The following is a 17,999-nucleotide window of genomic DNA, read 5'->3' as shown; positions in this document are numbered from 1 at the left end:
CTTCTCTGTCGCGCCCTCCGGGGCTTCGGTCGCTCCAAGCCGATGGCCGGGATCGTAACGGCGCTACGCCCAAGCAGTAACAGCGTTAACTGGGCACTGGGGCGTAGCGGTGCTATCCCCAAGGCGTATCGGCGATAACGGCGGATCGGGCCAACACCCGGGCATAACGGCGCTAACACCAAGCGGTACCAGCGCTAACCCACTCACCGGCCGCTGGGACGTAGCGGCGCTAACCCCAGGACGTAGCAGCGCTACTCGGCACTACTCGACGCTGTTCCTGAGCCTTCTGACACTACTCCTGGGCCTTCTGGAGGCGCACGTACGCCAGTTGGAGCCAGTCGGACACGGCCACGGCACTGAACACCGCCCCGGTCCCACGGGTTACCCCGGGCGCGAACACCAGACCGAAGGCGTACGCCGTGGCGATCCACTGCGCGGTGCAGAACGGGCAGGTGATCAGCTCGCCGACCGCCCGGCGGCCGCCCTGGCCGCGCACCTCCTCGGCCAGCTCGGCCGGAGCCGAGACCCCCTGGAAGCGGGTGAAGAACGCCCGGAGAGGGCTGGTGACGGGATCCTTCGCCAGCATCCGGGACAGCTTGTGCGTGGTCAGCCCCATCAGCGCCAGGTCCCACGGCCCCACGCTCTCGGCCCTGCGTCTGCCCCGGAACCGGCGCGCGGCGAGCAGCCCGACTCCCACCAGGGCCAGGTAGCCCGAGACCACGGCCGCGTACCCCAGGAGGGGCTGGTCGCTGTCGCCCCGGTAGGCCTCAGCCTCCTCCTGGATCGTCTCCTTGATGTCCCCTGTGGTGTTGTGGTCAGCCATCTGTTCCAGTCCTCCTTCGTCGTGTCGTGCCGCCCGACCTGTCGCGCACCCACGCGTGCAGCGCCTCCCCGTCCCCCGCCTGGTCGAGGTTGACCGCAGCCTCGATCAGCGCGAGGTGGGTGAAGGCCTGGGGGAAGTTGCCCAGCATGGTGCCGTCGGCGGCCATCTCCTCCGCGTGCAGGCCGAGCTCTCCCGGGCTCCCGCACAGTTCCTCGAACCTCCGCCGCGCCTCCTCGGTCCGCCCGGCCAGCACCAGGGCGGAGATCATGTCGAAGGAGCAGAGGAGGAAGGCGCCCTCCGGGGTGCCCAGTCCGTCGTCGGTCGTCTCGGGGTCGTACCTGTGGACGAGACCGCCCTCTCCGCCCAGCTCCGCGTCCACCCGCTCCAGGGTCGCGAGCACGCGCGGGTCGGTCCCGTCCAGGAAGCCCAGGAGCGGGATCCGCAGCAGCGACCCGTCCACGTGGGACGAGCAGTAGGACTGCGTGAAGGTCCCGGCCGCGGCGTCGTAGCCCCGGTCGAGGACCTCCTCGCGGATGGCGGCCAGCTCCTTGCGCCACTCGTCCAGGGGGACGTCCCCGCCCGCCTTGCCGGACTCGGTGACCAGCTGGATCCCGCGGTCCAGGCACACCCAGGCGTAGACCTTGGAGCTCGTCCAGTGCCGCGGCCGCGACCGCACCTCCCACATGCCGTCGTCCGGCTCGCGCCAGATCCGACATGCCGCGTCGACCATCGAGGAGAGCTGTTCGACGTCCTCGCGCGCGAGCTCGCCGGTGGCCTCCTCGTAGGACAGCGCGGCGTCGAGCACGTGCCCGTACACGTCCAGCTGGTGTTGTGAGTAGGCGTCGTTGCCGACGCGGACCGGCCTCGACCCGGCGTGCCCGGCGAGGTGGTCCAGGGTCTCCTCCCCGGGCGGGGGCTGCTCGTCGACCGCCTGCACCGGGGGAACCCAGTCGATCGGCTGACCGCACATCCGCAGCAGGAAGCGCAGGTAGTGCCCGGCCTCCTCCGCGTGCCCGAGCCGCAGGAAGGCCAGGACGACGAGCGCGGCGTCGCGGTGCCAGACGTAGCGGTAGTCCCAGTTGCGCGGACCTCCCGGCCACTCGGGCAGGGACGTGGTGGGCGCGGCGATCAGGGCGCCGCTCTCCTCGTGGAGCAGGCCGCGCAGGGTGAGCGCGCTGCGGCGCACGTGCGTGGCGCCGACCCCGTCGTAGCCGATGCGCCCGGACCACTCCCGCCAGGATTCCAGGGTCTCCCGGAGCAGGGCCCGCCCCTCCCCCAGTCCGACGCGGCGCCCGCCCTCCAGGTAGTCCAGGGCGAACACGGCGGTGTCCCCCTCGGCGAGCTCCACGCGGTACTCCGGCACGCCGTCCCGTGCGAGCGCGGGGGCGGGCGAACCCGACAGCAGCGGCCCCGAGACCTCCCGCAGCCCGCCGTCCACCCGTTCCCACACGGGTTCGGCACGCGCGAAGTCGGGCCTGGCGTCGAGCCGCGAGCGCACGGACGTGCTCCCCGAGCGGCACTCGACGACCCGCAGGAGGAAACCCTCCCGGTACAGGCCCGTCTCGCTCTCCCCCGACCTTCGCACCGCGAGCAGGTCGCGGACGGCCACCTCCGTGTCCGTGCCCCGCCAGAGCGTCTCCAGGACGAGCGTGTCGTCGACGTAGGCGCGTCCGGCCGGGCTCGCCCCCTCGACCTCCAGGGTCCACCCGCCGCCGCGCGGATCCAGGATCCCCGAGACGAGGGCGGGTCCGTCGAACCGGGGAACGCACAACCAGTCGACAGTGCCGTCCGGTGTGGTGAGCGCGGCGGTGTGGCAGTCCGAGAGGAAGCCGTGGTCGCCGATGCTCGTGGTGCCCTGCCCCATCCGCACCTCCGAGTCGTGTCGTGTTCCCGGGAACCCCTCATGTGCGACTGCCCCGGGGCTCCCCTGGCGAAACGACAGCTCAGAAGCTTGCCGTGGCATGTACATATCGGGCGGCGCTCCCGGGTAGCGGAGGGGGCGAAGGGCCGGAAGCGGCCGTGTCGACCCGTGTGGGGGTGGCCGAGGTGGCCGGGAGACCGAACGGCCGGATCGCGGTGGTCAGCGGGGCCAGCGCGGGTGTCGGCAGGGCGACCGCGCGGGAGTTCGCCCGACGGGGGTACACCGTCGCGCTGCTCGCGCGGGGACAGACGGGGCTGGAGGCCGCCTCGGCGGAGGCCCGCGCCGAGGGCGTGCCCGCGATGGCGCTGCGGGTGGACGTCAGCGACGCCGAGGCGGTGCGCGGGGCCCTGGCCCAGGTCGAGTCGGAGCTGGGACCGGTGGACGTGTGGGTGAACTGCGTACTCGCCACGGTCATCTCGCCGTTCATGGAGGTGGAGCCGGAGGAGTACCACCGGGTCACCGACGTCTGCTACCACGGCTACGTGCACGGCACCCAGGCCGCCCTGGAGCGCATGCTGCCCCGGGACCGGGGTGTGATCGTGCAGGTCGGGTCGGCCCTGGCCTACCGCGGCATCCCCCTACAGGCGGCGTACTGCGGGGCCAAGCACGCGATACGCGGGTTCACCGACTCCGTACGGGCGGAGCTGATCCACCGCGGATCGGGGATCCGGGTGACGGAGGTGCACCTGCCCGCGGTGAACACACCGCAGTTCACCTGGACGCGCGCGCACCTGGACGGCCGCCGCCCGCGCCCCGTGGCCCCCGTGTACCAGCCCGAGGTCGCGGCCCGGGCGATCGTCTGGGGCGCCGAGCACCCGCGACGGCGCCGGTACTGGGTGGGGATCTCGACGGTGGCCACCGTCCTGGGCCAGCGGTTCGCACCAAGGGTGCTCGACTGGCAGCTGGGACTCACCGGACGCAGGAGCCAGGTCCGCGACGCCCACCCGCCCGCGCGCGACAACCTGTTCCGCCCCCTGGACGACGAGCACGACTTCGGCGCGCACGGCGAGTTCGACGACGAGTCGCGCGAGTCGAGCCTGCTCCAGGAACTGAGCCAGCGGCGGGGCACCGTGGCCCTGGTGGGCGCCGCGGGGTTCGCGGCCGGAGCCGCGGGCTACGCGGTCGCACGGGGAGCGCGCCGACGGCCCTGATCTCGAACGAAGCCGAAACCGAGGGGGAAGAGCATGGTTGAGCACGATCCCGTCGTCGACGAGGCGTGGGAGGAGTTCCACGCGGTGGTGAACATGACCGGGGAGCAGCTGCGCGAGTGGCTGCTCACGAACGCCTCAGGTGAGGACTCCTTCCGGACCGAGCCGGGCCACACGGTGTCCAGGAGGGGTGAGGCGGTCGTGAACCTGCTGAACAAGCGCCGCGGGGACGTGACCGAGTCCGACGTCGAGCTGATGCGCGAGGTGACCGAGTACGTCCGCGGCCAGCTGGCGGACCCGCACCGCGAGGACGCGGAGTGGCGGCACCGGCTGATGTCGGTGGGACACGACCCGCTCAGCCCGGACTCGGCCCGACCCGACGAGGAGGACCTCGCCGGATAGCGGTCACCGTGAAGGCGGGGCGGGCGCGGGCGCCCGCCCCGGCGCGCGTCGGCGGCCGTCCGCCGAGCCGTCCCCGCGGGGCGGGACGCCCCTTCGCCGGGGAGATCACCTATCGCAAGGTCGCCACCCACCCCTGAGTCCGCGCGGGTTCTCCGCTGGAGTACACGCGCGGAGACGACCAGCGCCACCGTGAGGCCGCCGACGAACTGTCCGCGATGGACCGGGAACTGGGCCTGGACTGAGGCGCCCTTCGTCGTCATCATGCTGCATGTCAGCAACCATGGGCTGACAGCGGTGTACACCGAAGGACGGACTTCCAGCTTCTTTCTGACCGGTCAGGAGGACGTGGAAGAGTACGGCGCTCTCTTCAACAGGCTCCGGGCCTTCGCCCTGAGCGAAGGACAGCCCACACGCAGGCTTTTGGAGCACCGCGACATCCGCTGAACCCCCCGCCTTAACCCTCGGCGCACGGAGAGAGCGGGTGGGGACCGCCACCGGCTCGCCCGCTCCCGCTCAGACCTCGTCTGCGATTCTCACATCCGGTGCCCCGTTGTCCCGGAACCACTCGGCGAGCTTTCGCCCACCGATGACGCGGGGCTCGCTTTCTGTGCCGACGTCCACGGTCCCCCTGACCCAACCACCGGCTCCGGCCACCCCACACCCGAGGACCTTGGCCTCCTTGAGGACAGCGGTTCCGGAATCTCCGCCCGGTCCGAACCACACGCCTGACAGATCTGATCCACGCAGATCCGCCTCGTGCATCCACGCCGCGTTGAGGTGCGCCCCTCTGAAGCATGAGCCGACGATTTCGGCACGGTAGAACTTAGTACCAACGAACGAGGCCCTGGTGAAGTCAGTGCCCCGGGCCTCGCACTCCGAGAGGTCGGCCTTGCGGAAATTTGCTCCGATGAACTTCGAATTGTTGAGGACGGCCGCACTGAGTTCCGATTTCGAGAAGTCGCATCCGTTAAAAGCACACCCACTGAGATCAGTCTGAATAAAATGCAGGTATGCCATAGGTATTCCCGACAGGTCAGACCCTCGCATGTCCATCGTGGACACGCCGAGCTCCCCTCCTCGATCCCCGTTCGTGTTCAGCCAGTCAATATATGAACGGACGGCCGACGCAGCCTCACTGTCGACCGGCAAGATAGCAGCCTCGTACACCGTCTCGAATTCACTCTCCTTCTTCAACGATGATCACCTTGCCATCCCATTCTGGGTTGTTCTTAATGAGCTCACGCAAGGACCTCAAGTTTTCCGGCAAAGCTATCCCCGTAATATCTAGAAGCACGTTCTCTCCATTTTCGAGCTCGCCTCGGATCTCGTTCTCGATCCGATTTATATCGAACCCGCCCCTCATGCCTGGTGGCATGGGTTGCCCTGCTCTTGGACCTGCTGGGAAGGTATCCCGGAAGCCCTTGATGTCCCACGACTGTCCAGCGCCATCGATAATATCACCCTGGTCTCGTTGAAACGCAGGGTCTGAATTATCGATTTCCGCGCGTTGAATGGGACCAGGAACCAAACCCTGCCGCTCTGCCGCCAAACCGACCTCGGCCTCCCGCCTGGCCTTATCCAGTTGGTGCTGAGTCGGATTGTCATTTTTCTTGGCAGGGTCGTCCATGAGCTCTTCCACGCGGGACTCGAAAGCGTCCGACCCCGGTTCAGGACTCTGGTAATCAGAAGAGTCCGAATCCGAGTCCCCGGAATCCGGCTCTTCGGACGATCCGTCTTCACGGTCGCCGCCGCTGTCGGGATCGTCCTCGTCCCCGCCGGTACCGGTGCGGTCGTTGGGGGGCTCGTCGCCACCACCGCCACCGCCGCCGGTGGCGGGCTCGGGACGCTCCGCCTCCGGTTCCTCGCGCGGACCGCCCGTGCCCTCCCGCTCGTCATCGCGACGCGGTGCCCGCTCATCGCCTTGGTCGCCCTCGGCGTCCTCGTCACGACGCGGGGGACGCTGCTCGGGGTCGTCCTCCGCTCGGGGTGCGCCGGAGTCGCCGCGATCGGACTCACCGTCCAGCCGCGGAGTCGGTGCCGGTGCGCCGGGCCTCTCCTCGGGCCCCCTCGGCACGCCCGCCTCCTCCTCGCGGGGACGTGACGCCTCTTGCCCGTCCTCTTGCCTGTCCTCGGCGGGGCGTCGCGGGGCAGCCTCCTCACTGGGACGGTGGGGCGGTGTGCCGCCCTCCTGAGCCTGCGGGGCCTCACTCCGCTGCGGCGCGGACGGGCTCTGGGAGGGCCGGTCCCCAACACCTTCGGGAACGGAACCGGTCGGACTGGGGGAAGGTGTGTTCGGCGGGCTGGAGGGAGTCTCGCGGAACCGGTTGGGGTCGAGCAGGGATTCCTGGAGCACCGTGAGCTGATGTGCGAAGCGCTCACCGGTCGGAGTGCTGCCCTCCGGACGCTGGGGCAGGGGGCTGCTGGGCCAGTTCCCGCTCCCCGGCCCGCCTTGCGACATGGAGTTGTCGGAGCCTCCGGAGTCAGAGCCGTCAGAATCCGAACCGTCTGAACCGGAGGAGGGGACGTCCACACCCGTCCCAGCGATGATCTTGACCAGCTTGAGCGGAAGCCCGCCGGTCATCATCACCGCGTTGGTGGCCATGGTGGTGTTGGAATAGGCGACGCCGTCCTCGCGCGTGGACCAGGCGCTGTGGCCCTCCCACACCTCGGCACCGCTGGCCTCGATGTTGTCGGTCCACCGGTCCCATCCGGAGCCCCAGCCCTCTCGACCACCCGCTCCGGGGTCCCACAGCCAGCCGTGTTCGTCGTGGATGCCGATCAGGGCGGCCGCGTCCATCCCCGCGTCGCCCCAGGCCGCCTTCGTGTTCTCCCAGCGGCCCGAGGGATCGAAGCGCCACCCGTTGTCGGGGTGCCAGTACCCGAGCTTGGACGTCAGCCCCACCGCCGAGCCCCACAACACGTCGGTGACCACCACGTCCCAGACGGCCTGGCCTATGTCGTTGTCGAAGCTGGCCAGTGAGGGGTGGAACTCGCTGCCAGCCCAAGCCGCGAAGTCGTTGAAGTTGGCGTTGACGCCCTCGAGACTCAGGTGGTGTCCCAGGGACATGTCGCGCTCACCGGCGTCACTGGGCAGACCGTAGACGAAGTCGCCCGCGCCGGCCTGGTCCGGGGAGGCGTAGGCGGGACCGCCGAACACCGCCGAGATCCGGGACGCGCACGCGTTCTCGGCCTCGTTGAACGTCGACCAGGCCGTGTTGACCGCGTCCTTGATACGGATGTTCTCCAGCCAGGCCCACTCGTCGGTCTCGTCGTCCTTGTTCAGCCACCACACCTTCTTGTCGTGGTTGGCGTTCCACAGACTCTGGGCCTCGATCCGCAGGCCGTTGAGCGACCGGCGTGCGGTCTGCGCGGCCTCGGCCAGGTCCTCCAGCGCGCTGGCGACGGTGCTCAGGTCGCTCTGGATGTCCTCGCCGCGGGTGAGGACCGGGTCCATCGCGGCGAAGAGCGTCTCGCTCTCCGGCGCGGTGTAGTGGGACTGGAGCCCGCCCCAGGTGGAGGACATGTCCTCGGCCCCGCCGAAGAGGTCCTCCCCGCCGGTGCGCAGGGTCTCGGCCGCGTAGTTGAGGGACCAGACATCGGTGAGGGGGTAGGGGATGGTGTCCGGGTCGATGAGCGTGAACGGGTTGGGGTCCACGCCGTCCTGGGGCTGGGTGGGCTCGAAACTCACCAGGGGGCCTTCCGTGGGGGGCGAAGCGTCAGGTCACAGGTCGAGGTTCTCGCCGGTGCCCGCCTGGCTCTGGGCCTCGGCGGCCATCTCCTCCTGGCCCTGGTTGTAGGCCATGGTGGCGTCGTTGGCACCCTGGAGGCAGGACAGGGTGCGGGTGAACATGGCGTCGGTCTCGCCGGTGAAGTGGTCGAAGAACCCGGCCAGGGCGGACTCCACGGGCGGGCTCTTGGCGTTGGTCAGCGCCATCTCGATCCCGTCGGCGGTGGAGTCGATGGTGTCGGAGAACCCGCCTCCTTCGAGGCCGAGCTGGTCGCCCAGGTCGCTCAGGACCAGCGAGACCCCGTAGACGTCGATGTTCCACTGGCTCATCGCTTCTCCTTTCCGGGAACGCCAGCGGCGAACCGGTGCGCGTGGAACAGGGCTCCGGTCTGCGCCACGGGCACAGGAGCGGCAGCGCCGCGGGCCTCGGTCATGCTCCGCTCGGCGGCGCGGGCCCGCAGCAGCTCCAACGAGGCGCGCACACCCTCGACCGCCCTGGCCCTGCGTTCCCGGACGGGTGTGCGGGAGGTTTCGTCCGGCTCCTTGACGACCACGATCCCGTCAGCGAGTGCCGGGTCTCGGAAATCGGCGACGGCGGCACTCTCGTCCGACTCGTCCGACGGCTCCACCAGTTCGAACTTCATCCGACCGCTGCCCTCCCTCGTTGGATCCGGGGTCCGCCTGGCGGACTCCAGTAGCAGTATGCGTATAGGGGGTGACGCCCCACGACGGGCTCTGGTTCGCGGGAAGAGCCGCCCCTGCGATGGTCGGGACAGGGTTCTCCGTCCGGACGAACAGAACACGCAGCTGAAGACAGCTCGAGTGATATACATCATTTTTTCTGCGAGAAAGGGGAACCCGACTCCCTCCGGAACGACTCAGGCCCTCTTCGCGGAAGTCGCGGACAGGTACTCCGTCTGCCTCCGCATGAGGTCCAGCGCCCGCAGGGGCGCCCCAGCCTCCTCCACCACCGGGTACCAGACCGCCTGGCCGTCACCCTCGCCGACGAGCGTGCCCGGGATCGGCCCCGCCTGGGCACGGCCGGTTCCGATCCTGCGCAGCCGGCCCGGCCCGACCGCGAGCCCGACCGGGACCGCGGGCCCCGCCCACACCGGCACGTAGGTGACATCGGCGCGCCCGGGGATACGGCGCACGCGCAACCCCTCCAACAGCCCCTCGGCCGCCAGCGCCTCCACCAGGGCCGGGAACGCGTCGAAGGGCACGGTGTCCTCGTCCTCGAACCCGGTCACCACCGACACCCGCTCCAGGAGTCGGCTCCCACGCCGGGCCAGGTGGAGCTGCCCCGAGAAGGGACGCCCCTCGCCCAGCGGCCCCTCCAGGTACAGGATCGAGGGCTTGGGCCCGCGCTCGCGGACGAAACCGGCCACCCGTTCGCGGTCCCAGGCCATGAGCGCGGGCTCGTGCGGACCCCACGCCGACGGCGCGGTCCCGGCCAGGTGCTCGGCGACGACCTCCGCCGCACGGCCCAGGTCCGGGGTGAAGGGGGCGCGGTGGAGAACCGACACATCCACCACGACCTGCGTTCCGGCGCTCTCGGCGAAGTCCGCCAGGAACCCCGGAACCGGCTCGGCGTCCGGTTTCCCGGCAGCCCACGCCAGCCCGACCGGTTCCCTGTCCGCGCGGAACCCCTGCTCGTCGTCCCAGCGCACGGGCAGACCGGTGATGCCGTCGTAGTGGCCGCCGTCCTCGCCCCGCACCACCCAGCGCCCCAGCGATCCGGCCGCGAAGGTGCGCACCGCGTAGGTCAGGCGCGCGGTGGGCGGGGTGAGCACCTGGAGCGTCCTCTCCCCGCCGTGCGTGGCCACCGCGTCGCTGAGCCAGGACGAGAACGGCACCACCGCCCGGTCCTGGGCGACCAGGAGCGCCCTGGTCGCGGTGCGCTCGACCGCCGGGTGCTCCGGCTCCTCCCACAGGCCGAAGTCGGCCTGCCCCGAGGTCCACACCGCCCCGCCGAGCCGCAGTACGAGCCCGTCGGCGAACCGGTGGGCCACCTCACGCCCCCGTTCGTCGGGGCGGGCGCGCGTCTCCACCCACCAGAACGTCTCCGGCAGCCCCGCCACGACCTCCGGCCCCAGCAGGCGCACGACAGCGTCCGGACGCTCCACCCGCTGCCCGGGTTCGAGGGTGGCCAGCAGGTGGGCGTCCCCGTCACGGATCTGCATGACATGGGTGTCGCCGTGCCAGTGCAGCCGCAGCTCGGGGTCCACGCCTTGCAGGGCGTGGACGATCGCGTGCTCGTCGGGCTCTTCGGTGACCAGGGCCACCACGTCGTAGCTCAAGGGCTCTCCCGGGGGGACTGGGGGGCGGGCGGGGACCGCCACGGCCCCGCCCGCCCGGATCAGGCGTCCTGGTGCTTCTCGACCCAGGACGTGAGGGGTTGCCCCTGGATGGCCGCCGCCATCAGCTCGGGGAACGCGTCGGGGGTACAGGCGAACGCGGGCACTCCCATCTCGGCGAGCGCGGACGCGTTCTGTCGATCGTAGAACGGCGCGCCCTCGTCCGACAGCGCCAGCAGCACCACCACCTGGACCCCGGCCGCCTGCATCGCGGCCACCCTCCTCAGCATCTCCGCTCGGACACCGCCCTCGTACAGGTCGCTGATCAGCACGAAGACCGAGTCGTTCGGCTTGGTGATGAGCCCCTGGCAGTAGGCGATGGCCTTGTTGATGTGCGTGCCGCCGCCCAACTGCGTACCGAACAGCACCTCGACCGGGTCGGTCAGCTGCTCGGTCAGGTCCACCACCGCGGTGTCGAACACGACCAGCGACGTGCGCAGGGTCTTCATCGAGGCCAGCACCGCGCCGAACACGCTCGCGTAGACCACCGAGGAGGCCATCGACCCGCTCTGGTCGATCGCCAGCACCACGTCCTTCTGCACGCCCCGGCTGCGGCGACCGTACCCCACCAGGGTCTGCGGCACGATCGTGTCGTACTCGGGCAGGTAGTGGGCCAGGTTGCGGCGGATGGTCGCGTTCCAGTCGATGTCGGCCGCCCGGCGCGGCCGGTGCGTGCGGGACGACCGGTCGATCGCCCCCTGCACCAGGGAACGCGTCTTCTGCGCCACTCGGCGCTCCAGGTCGTCCACCACGCGGCGCACCACCGCGCGGGCGGACTCGCGGGCCTGGTCGGGCATCACCCGGTTGAGGGACAGCAGGGTCCCCACCAGGTGCACGTCCGGCTCGACGGCCTCCATCATCTCCGGTTCCAGGAGGAGCTGGTGCAGCCCCAGCCGATCCATGGCGTCCTTCTGCATCACCTGCACCACGGAGGAGGGGAAGTACTCGCGGATGTCGCCCAGCCAGCGCGCCACGCGCGGCGCCGAGCCGCCGAGCCCGGCGGAGCGCTGGGCGCTGGTCCTGCCGGGGCCGACACTGTCGTAGAGCGCCTCCAGGGCTCCGTCCATCCCCTGGTCGGCGGCGCTGAGGCCGGAGGCGCCGACCCCGCCGGAGCACTGCGCCTCCCTGCCCAGCACGAGCCTCCAGCGGCGCTCCCGCTCGTCCACGGCGTTCATCGGCGCACCTTTCCGTCGGTGAGGATGGCCAGCGCGGTGGCCAGGGCCGGGGCCGCGCGTCCGGTGTCCACGTCCACGCGGGCCGGGGCGGCCCGGTCGGCGGCGGGCGCCGTCCCGAGCCGCAGGGCGGCCGCGCCGATCTCCTGGCGCTCAGGGCCGTCGAAGGCCCCGAAGGTGCGACGCAGCAGCGGCAGCACCGCGGTGAAGCGCTCCTCGGGCAGGGAGAGCAGCCAGGCGTCGATCAGCCCGAGCAGCCTGTCGTCGTGCACCAGGATCAGCCCGCTGCCCTGGAGGAACCCCTCCAGCCAGGCGGCGGCCGAGGCGGGTTCGGCGCCCGGGGACATCGCCAGGCCGAGGCGGCGGCGCAGCTCGTCGGCGTCCACGAGCCCGGAGTCGGACAGGATCCGGTTGACCCGACCGGCGATGCGGCCGGGCAGCGTGTCGCGCACGGCCAGGGCGGCCAGGGCCGCCGTCCAGGCCTGGGCGCCCTCCCCGCCGAGGAGGGTGGCGGCGCCCTGGGTGGCGTCGATGCGCCGGACGAACTGCGCCGCCGCGTCGTCGTCCAGTCCGTGCACGGCCGGTGCCAGCCCGACGCACACGCGCCGCAGGATCTGCTCGGCGACCGTGCTCAGGTGGGCGCTGTCGGTGCCGCGCACGTCCCCGTAACGGGCGGAGCGGGCCAGCGGCGGCAGCGCCTCCATCAGGTGGGTGACGTCGCTGTCGGTGGCCGCGCGGTCGGTGAGCAGGGACAGCACGCGGGGCAGGGCCTCGCCCAGGTCCGCGAACAGGCACTGCTCGGTGAGGGAGGTCAGCGCGGGCAGGGCCGCGTCCTCGGCGAGGTCGGCCACCCGGGCCGTGGCCGCGGAGGCGACGGTGGTGCCCCACCGGCTGGCCTCGATCAGCGCCACGTCCATGTCGGGGTCCCAGCGCAGCCGCCACGACTCCCGGAAGGTGCCCTTCTGCCCGCCGTCGGGGGTGCGGGGAACGCCCCACTCGACGCCGAGCAGCCGCAGCCGGTGCAGCAGCACGCCGCGTTCGCGCTGGCTGTCCTTGCGCAGGTCCAGGTCGAGGTCGCTGTCGAAGGGCTCGGCCTTGAGCCGCAGGCGCTTGCGGAACGCGATGAGGTCGCGCTGGAGCGGGACCATGGGCGTGGACGGGGGCACCGAGCCCATCCGCTCGCCGACGGCCATCCGGCGGTGGACGAGGGCGGCCCGGGTGGGCTCGCCCTCGCACAGGACGGCGGTGAGCGCCTCGGCCACCTCGTCGAGTCCGGCGAGCGGTCGCCCGCGCAGCACGGCCAGGCTCTCGGCCAGCCGCACGCCCTCGATGACGTGGGACGAGGACACCGCCAGCCCCTCCTCGCGGAGCATACGCGCGGCGCCGGTCAGCCACCGGTGCACCGGCAGGTCGGGCGCGGTGAACAGGTGGTGGTACCAGCCGGGGGCGGCGACCCCGGCGCCGTAACCGCTGGAGGCGGCCAGGCGCCCGTGGGTCCAGGGCACCCAGGTGGCGGTGACCTTCACCTTGGGCAAGCCCTTGAGCAGCGCGGTGTCGTCCTTGACCGGGTAGTCGGCCAGGTCGCGCAGGGCGGGTGCGTGCCAGGCGCCGCAGACCACGGCGATCCGCTCGTGACCCTCCTTGAGGGTGGCGCGCAGGGTCTGGCGCATGTACGCCTCCCGGCGCGCGTCGCGCTCCGTCTCGGGGCCGGACTCGGCGCGGACGGCGGCCATGGCGTCGGCGATCGCCGGGAACGGGGAGGGCTCCCCGTCCCGGCGCTGCTCGACGACGTCGTCCCACCAGCGCTCGGCGTCGTCGTAGCCCGCGGCCTCGGCGAGCACCCCGAGGGGGTCCAGCCGGATCCGCTCCGGCTCGCCGACCTCGCCGCCGTCCGTCCCGTCAGCGGTCTCCGAAGCCTCGGTCCCGTCGGTCTCTTGTTCCGCGACAGCCGCACCGGTTCCGGCCGCCTCGGTGTCCCCGGGAGCCCCCTCGGCCCGGGCACTCTCCTCCTCGGCCCGGCGCCGCTCCTCGGCCTCGGCGACGCGCTCGGCCAGGGTGTGCGTGGCGGGCAGGTCGCAGAAGCGGACCCGCACGCCGTTCTCCACCGCGTAGCGCAGCGCCTCCCACTCCGGGGAGAAGCTGGCGAAGGGCCAGAACGCCCACCCGTCGCCCTCCGCCACCCTCAACGGTCGCGCTCCGCGCGCAGTGCTTTCTTTTCCCTCGCCAGCCCTCGGCTCGCCCCCCTTCGGGGTGTCGGCGAGGTAGGCCAGCAGCGCCACCGGAGGCTCCAGTTCACCCACCAGTGAGGTGAGGGCGTCCGCCTCCGGCGGCCCCTCGATCAGCACGGCGTCGGGCTTGATCTCCTCCAGCGCCGCCCGGACGGCCCGGGCCGACCCCGGGCCGTGGTGCCGCACGCCGAGGACGTGCAGCCCGCTCGTGTCCAGTCGGGGCCGACCCATCAGGCGCCCACCTCGCGGCAGGCGCGGTAGAACTCGCTCCAGCCGTCGCGCCCGCGCGCGACGGTCTCCAGGTACTCGCGCCACACCACGCCGTCGGACACCCGGTCCTGGACGACGGCGCCCTGGATGCCCGCGGCCACGTCGGCCGGACGCAGCTGCCCGTCGCCGAAGTGCGCGGCCAGCGCGATGCCGTTGGTGATCACCGAGATCGCCTCGGCGGTGCTCAGCGTGCCGCTGGGCGACTTGACCTTGGTGCCGTTGTCCTCGGTCACCCCCGAGCGCAGCTCGCGGAAGACGGTGACCACCCGCCGGATCTCGGTGAGGCTGGTGGGCACCTCGGGCAGGTCCAGGGCGCGGCCGAGCTGCTCCACCCGCTGGGTGACGATGCGGACCTCGTCCTCGGCGCTGTCGGGGACGGGCAGCACCACGGTGTTGAACCGGCGGCGCAGCGCGCTGGACAGGTCGTTGACGCCGCGGTCGCGGTCGTTGGCGGTGGCGATGATGTTGAAGCCGCGCTGGGCCTGCACCTCGATGCCCAGCTCGGCCACCGGCAGGGCCTTCTCCGACAGCACGGTGATGAGGCCGTCCTGCACGTCGGAGGGCATGCGGGTGAGCTCCTCGATGCGGCCGATGGAGCCGCGCGACATGGCGGTCATGACGGGGCTGGGCACGAGGGCCGCCTCGGAGGGGCCCTCGGCGAGCAGCCGGGCGTAGTTCCAGCCGTAGCGCACGGCCTCCTCGGAGGTTCCGGCGGTGCCCTGGACGAGCAGTGTGGAGTCACCGGAGACCGCGGCGGCCAGGTGTTCGGACAGCCAGGTCTTGGCGGTACCGGGGACGCCGATGAGCAGCAGGGCGCGGTCGGTGGCCAGGGTGGCCACGGCGACCTCGACGACGCGGCGGGCGCCGATGTACTTGGCGCTGATCTCGGTGCCGTCGTCCAGGGTGGTGCCCAGCAGGTACTGGGTGACCGCCCACGGGGAGAGCTTCCAGCCCGGGGGCCGCTGCCGGTCGTCGACCTTGGCCAGCGCCTCCAGCTCGGCGGAGTAGGTCTGCTCCGCGTGCGGGCGCATGGCCTGGGCGGCGTCGGTGCGGATGGAGGGGGTGGAGGTGGTCAACTGAGCTCCCTGTGCATGTCGAGTCGGAACCGGAGGGTGTCCCGGAGCCGGAGGTAGGCGTCGGCGGAGGTGTCGATCGGGGGGTCGCCGGGCAGTTCGGCGACGTACCCCGGGGCCATGTGCGCGGCCGCGGCCTCGCACAGCTCCCGGTATCCGTGGTGGTCGTGTTTGTGGGCCCTGGTGAGCAGGCGTCCGATCACCCGCGTGCTCAGCTCCGGGGTCCAGGGGCCGTGCGTGGCGTGCAGCAGCTCCCCCCAACGGACCAGGGGGGCGGAGTCGTCGAGGAGGCCGCACACGAGCTCGCAGCGCTCCGGCAGTGACAGCAGCCCCAGCAGACTCGTCAGCTGGAACAGCTGGCCGGTGTTCGGATGGCGCATGGTCTGGGCCCCGACCGTTCCGAGGACGGCCCCGGCCCATTCCGCGTCCCGCTGAACCACCACGGCGTTGACGAGGGCTCCGAACAGCCAGTTGCTCCTGCCGTATCCTCCGGACCTCTTCACCACCGCCGCGAAGACCCCGGCGGGACCGGTGCCCACGAGTTTGGGCCACACGTCCAGCGGTGTGTGGGTGACCAGCGCCCACATTCTCTCCTGCCGCTGGTCCGCGCCCTCCCCCCGGCCGTCGGACGCGGCCAGGGCGAGGGCACGGCGGATGGCGGAGTCGTCGGTGCAGGCCGGGTCCATCCGCAGGGCCCCTTCCGCGTCGAGCGAGGCGTGCGCGCGGACGCGGCCGCGCAACAGATCGGCGTGCGCGCTGTCGGGCAGACGGGTGAGCAGGGACAGCGCGAGTCCGCGCACGTTGGCGCTGCGGTCGTCCAGCGCCCGGTCGAGGAACTCCCCGTCCGCCGGGCCGAGCCCGATGGCGAAGGTCTCCAGCAGGCGGCGGCGCAGGTCGGCCTTGGCCAGGCCCGTCCAGACCGCGCCGAGCAGTTCGCGGGCGCGGTCGGGGTCGGTGGCGCGCAGCGCGGCGAGCGCGCGGCGGCGCTCACCCGGGGTGCCGCAGCCCCAGTCGCGCTCGCTGAACCGGTCGGTGGGGACCGACTCGGCCAGCATGTAGGACCAGGCGGGGTTGAGCCCGGCCAGCCAGTGCCCGCGGGTGCCGACCGCGGCCGCGAGCGCCGGGCGCAGCTGGCTGTCGCGCGCGCCCTGGTCGAGGAGGGCGGGAACGCTGGAGTGCGCGACGCGCCGTCCCGAGGCGGCCACCAGCTCCAGCCACTCCGGGAGGAGTTCGGTCCGTGTCGTGAGGAGGCCCTCCAGCCGGGTGGTGGCGGCCTGTCCGGGCTCGGGGCGCCCGTCCTCGGCGCCGGGCTCGACCGGCGCGATCCCGGTGGCGGGGGTGTACCCGGCGGCGCGGCGGACGGCGATCAGGGCCGCCCGGTCCAGGAGGGCGACGGAGTCCTCGTCCTCGGGGGTGGGGGGCAGGTCGGGGGTGTCGGGGACGGAGCGCTTGGAGGTGCCGACCAGGGCTGTGGAGACCAGGCGGTCCCAGGAGTCCACGGCGGCCAGGGGGTCGGGGGTCACAGGGAGACCGCCTTTCCGTTCCGGTCCCACACGGTGATGGGGGTGAGTCCCGTCCCGGGCGTCCACTCGGCGGCGACGGTGGAGGGGTGGCCGCCGGTGACCGCGAGGAGGCGCCAGGGCTCGGGGGAGGCCAGGGGCAGTGCGTGTCCCTCGTCGTCGGTGAGGTACCACCGGCCGTCGCGGGCGGGGGCGGCGCGGTCGAGCACGACCGGCCAGGTGTCGCGCCAGGGGTCCTCGGCGAGGGAGGCGGCGAAGGCGTCGAGGGCCTGTGTGACCGTGCCGCCCTCGGGCGGGGCCGCGTCACTGGTGACGCCGTCGCCGACGGGGGCGACGCGGTTGCCGTCGGGGTAGAAGGCGAACTCGGCCTCCACGTCGGTGCCGGCCCTGAAGGGGGTGGTGGGCGCCTGGCCGGATCGGGCGAAGGCCAGGTACAGGGCCACGCGCCCGGTCGCGGTGCCACGCAGCCACAGGCGTCGCACGCGCATGTCGGCTTCCAGGGTGGGGGCGTCGCGCCAGCCCAGGACCCGCCAGGTGTCGCGGACGCGCTCGCCGCTGGCGATGACCTCCTCGGCCTTGACGGTGATGCCCACCCGGGAGCGGACGGCGCCGCGGACGCGCTCGTCGAGGGCGTCGCCCGCGCGGTAGCCGTTGACCAGCAGGTGGAGAAGGCTGAGTCGTTCGAGCATGCGCTCGGGCCAGCTGTCCCCGCGCGCCGCGGAGGGCAGCCGGGAGACGAGGGAGGCCGCGCCGCCCGCCTTGGCGTCCACGAGGCGCTTGGCCATGCGGTCCCAGTGGTCGTAGCCGTGCTTGGGCACCTCCACCAGCCCGGCGTCGACCTGGTCGCGCAGCCAGAGGCCGAGTTCGTCGACCCCGACCCCGACCGCCTCCTCCCTCTTACGCAGGGTCGCGGCCGCCCTCTCGGGGTCGGCGGGCGCCGCCGGACTGTCCGCCTTCGCCTGGCGGGCGGTCCGTCCGGAGAGCCACTTGGCCACCCACTCGGGCCGCTCCTCCCGGTCGGCCACGCTGTCCTGGGCCCACAGGGCCAGCAGGCCCAGGACGTGCTTGCAGGGAATCTTGCGGCTGGGGCAGCTGCACTTGTAGGCGGTCCCGCCCGCGCCGTCCAGGTGGACGGCGGCCAGGTAGGGCTTGGAACCGCTGCCCTTGCACTCGCCCCAGACGGCGGAGGCGCCGCCGGAGGGGGCGGCGACCGCTCCGCGCTCGGGCCAGGACGACTCCTTGGCCACCTTGAGGGCGGCCTTACGCGAGGAGGCGTCCGGAGCCAGAGCCCATACGTCGTCGGTACTCCATCGATCGCTCACACAGAGAACACTACGGACTCCCTATGACAAAAATCG

At 72.1% G+C, this 17,999-nt stretch carries 15 protein-coding genes; 3 read left to right on the top strand and 12 right to left on the bottom strand.

The features are described 5' to 3' along the window. Positions 1-292: 292 nt before the first annotated feature. Entirely contained in the window at positions 293-823 is a 531-nt protein-coding gene (locus ACSIH6_RS27140; protein ID WP_435111179.1) for a DUF1360 domain-containing protein, read from the bottom strand. Continuing rightward, on the bottom strand, positions 816-2,687 hold the full coding sequence (locus tag ACSIH6_RS27135; RefSeq protein WP_435111178.1) for a glycoside hydrolase family 15 protein: 1,872 nt from the start codon (positions 2,685-2,687) through the stop codon (positions 816-818). Before ACSIH6_RS27135 ends, ACSIH6_RS27140 begins: the two co-directional genes overlap by 8 nt. Before the next feature lie 155 nt (positions 2,688-2,842). On the opposite strand from ACSIH6_RS27135, the gene ACSIH6_RS27130 reads away from it, so the two are divergent. From ACSIH6_RS27130 to ACSIH6_RS27120, 3 genes are all read left to right on the top strand, one after another. Next, positions 2,843-3,895, top strand: a complete 1,053-nt coding sequence (locus ACSIH6_RS27130; protein WP_435111177.1) for an SDR family oxidoreductase — start codon at positions 2,843-2,845, stop codon at positions 3,893-3,895. A gap of 33 nt (positions 3,896-3,928) precedes the next feature. After that, complete coding sequence (locus ACSIH6_RS27125; RefSeq protein WP_435111176.1) at positions 3,929-4,294, top strand: DUF3140 domain-containing protein; 366 nt, start codon at positions 3,929-3,931, stop codon at positions 4,292-4,294. Positions 4,295-4,555: 261 nt separating this feature from the next. Continuing rightward, on the top strand, positions 4,556-4,738 hold the full coding sequence (locus tag ACSIH6_RS27120; protein WP_435111175.1) for a Scr1 family TA system antitoxin-like transcriptional regulator: 183 nt from the start codon (positions 4,556-4,558) through the stop codon (positions 4,736-4,738). 69 nt (positions 4,739-4,807) lie between these two features. Here ACSIH6_RS27120 and ACSIH6_RS27115 read toward each other — a convergent pair whose 3' ends face one another. The 10 genes from ACSIH6_RS27115 to ACSIH6_RS27070 form a co-directional block, all read right to left on the bottom strand. Then, entirely contained in the window at positions 4,808-5,488 is a 681-nt protein-coding gene (locus ACSIH6_RS27115; RefSeq protein ID WP_435111174.1) for a pentapeptide repeat-containing protein, read from the bottom strand. Continuing rightward, a complete protein-coding gene (locus ACSIH6_RS27110) occupies positions 5,472-7,982 on the bottom strand; it encodes a hypothetical protein (RefSeq protein ID WP_435111173.1) in 2,511 nt (836 codons plus the stop codon). The genes ACSIH6_RS27115 and ACSIH6_RS27110 overlap by 17 nt, the downstream gene beginning before the upstream one ends. Positions 7,983-8,015: 33 nt before the next feature. Next, positions 8,016-8,351, bottom strand: coding sequence for a DUF6507 family protein (locus ACSIH6_RS27105; RefSeq protein ID WP_435111172.1), 336 nt, complete (start codon positions 8,349-8,351; stop codon positions 8,016-8,018). Continuing rightward, positions 8,348-8,665 (bottom strand): cell envelope biogenesis protein TolA, encoded by a 318-nt coding sequence (locus ACSIH6_RS27100; RefSeq protein ID WP_435111171.1) that lies wholly within the window; start codon positions 8,663-8,665, stop codon positions 8,348-8,350. The genes ACSIH6_RS27105 and ACSIH6_RS27100 overlap by 4 nt, the downstream gene beginning before the upstream one ends. 234 nt (positions 8,666-8,899) lie before the next feature. Beyond that, positions 8,900-10,321, bottom strand: coding sequence for a DUF6177 family protein (locus tag ACSIH6_RS27095; protein ID WP_435111170.1), 1,422 nt, complete (start codon positions 10,319-10,321; stop codon positions 8,900-8,902). Between the two features lie 59 nt (positions 10,322-10,380). Then, entirely contained in the window at positions 10,381-11,553 is a 1,173-nt protein-coding gene (locus tag ACSIH6_RS27090) for a VWA domain-containing protein (protein WP_435111169.1), read from the bottom strand. Continuing rightward, positions 11,550-14,009 (bottom strand): DUF5682 family protein, encoded by a 2,460-nt coding sequence (locus ACSIH6_RS27085; protein ID WP_435111168.1) that lies wholly within the window; start codon positions 14,007-14,009, stop codon positions 11,550-11,552. Before ACSIH6_RS27085 ends, ACSIH6_RS27090 begins: the two co-directional genes overlap by 4 nt. Further along, a complete protein-coding gene (locus tag ACSIH6_RS27080; protein ID WP_435111184.1) occupies positions 14,009-15,079 on the bottom strand; it encodes an ATP-binding protein in 1,071 nt (356 codons plus the stop codon). The genes ACSIH6_RS27085 and ACSIH6_RS27080 overlap by 1 nt, the downstream gene beginning before the upstream one ends. Positions 15,080-15,120: 41 nt before the next feature. Further along, positions 15,121-16,644 (bottom strand): DUF5691 domain-containing protein, encoded by a 1,524-nt coding sequence (locus tag ACSIH6_RS27075; RefSeq protein ID WP_435111167.1) that lies wholly within the window; start codon positions 16,642-16,644, stop codon positions 15,121-15,123. Beyond that, complete coding sequence (locus ACSIH6_RS27070; protein WP_435111183.1) at positions 16,641-17,888, bottom strand: SWIM zinc finger family protein; 1,248 nt, start codon at positions 17,886-17,888, stop codon at positions 16,641-16,643. The genes ACSIH6_RS27075 and ACSIH6_RS27070 overlap by 4 nt, the downstream gene beginning before the upstream one ends. Positions 17,889-17,999: the final 111 nt, after the last annotated feature.

It is taken from the genome of Nocardiopsis synnemataformans (assembly GCF_965343085.1).
Lineage (GTDB): Bacteria > Actinomycetota > Actinomycetes > Streptosporangiales > Streptosporangiaceae > Nocardiopsis > Nocardiopsis alborubida.
The sequence above is the reverse complement of the archived record's forward strand: the minus strand, read 5'-3'. Positions and strand labels throughout refer to the sequence as shown.

Bases quoted from the DNA above. Each gene is read 5' to 3' on its own strand.
- ACSIH6_RS27085 (WP_435111168.1), bottom strand. From the start codon at position 14,009: ATGGGTCGGCCCCGACTGGACACGAGCGGGCTGCACGTCCTCGGCGTG.
- ACSIH6_RS27105 (WP_435111172.1), bottom strand. From the start codon at position 8,351: ATGAGCCAGTGGAACATCGACGTCTACGGGGTCTCGCTGGTCCTGAGC.
- ACSIH6_RS27135 (WP_435111178.1), bottom strand. From the start codon at position 2,687: ATGGGGCAGGGCACCACGAGCATCGGCGACCACGGCTTCCTCTCGGAC.
- ACSIH6_RS27120 (WP_435111175.1), top strand. From the start codon at position 4,556: ATGCTGCATGTCAGCAACCATGGGCTGACAGCGGTGTACACCGAAGGA.
- ACSIH6_RS27100 (WP_435111171.1), bottom strand. From the start codon at position 8,665: ATGAAGTTCGAACTGGTGGAGCCGTCGGACGAGTCGGACGAGAGTGCC.
- ACSIH6_RS27080 (WP_435111184.1), bottom strand. From the start codon at position 15,079: ATGCGCCCGCACGCGGAGCAGACCTACTCCGCCGAGCTGGAGGCGCTG.
- ACSIH6_RS27090 (WP_435111169.1), bottom strand. From the start codon at position 11,553: ATGAACGCCGTGGACGAGCGGGAGCGCCGCTGGAGGCTCGTGCTGGGC.
- ACSIH6_RS27125 (WP_435111176.1), top strand. From the start codon at position 3,929: ATGGTTGAGCACGATCCCGTCGTCGACGAGGCGTGGGAGGAGTTCCAC.
- ACSIH6_RS27140 (WP_435111179.1), bottom strand. From the start codon at position 823: ATGGCTGACCACAACACCACAGGGGACATCAAGGAGACGATCCAGGAG.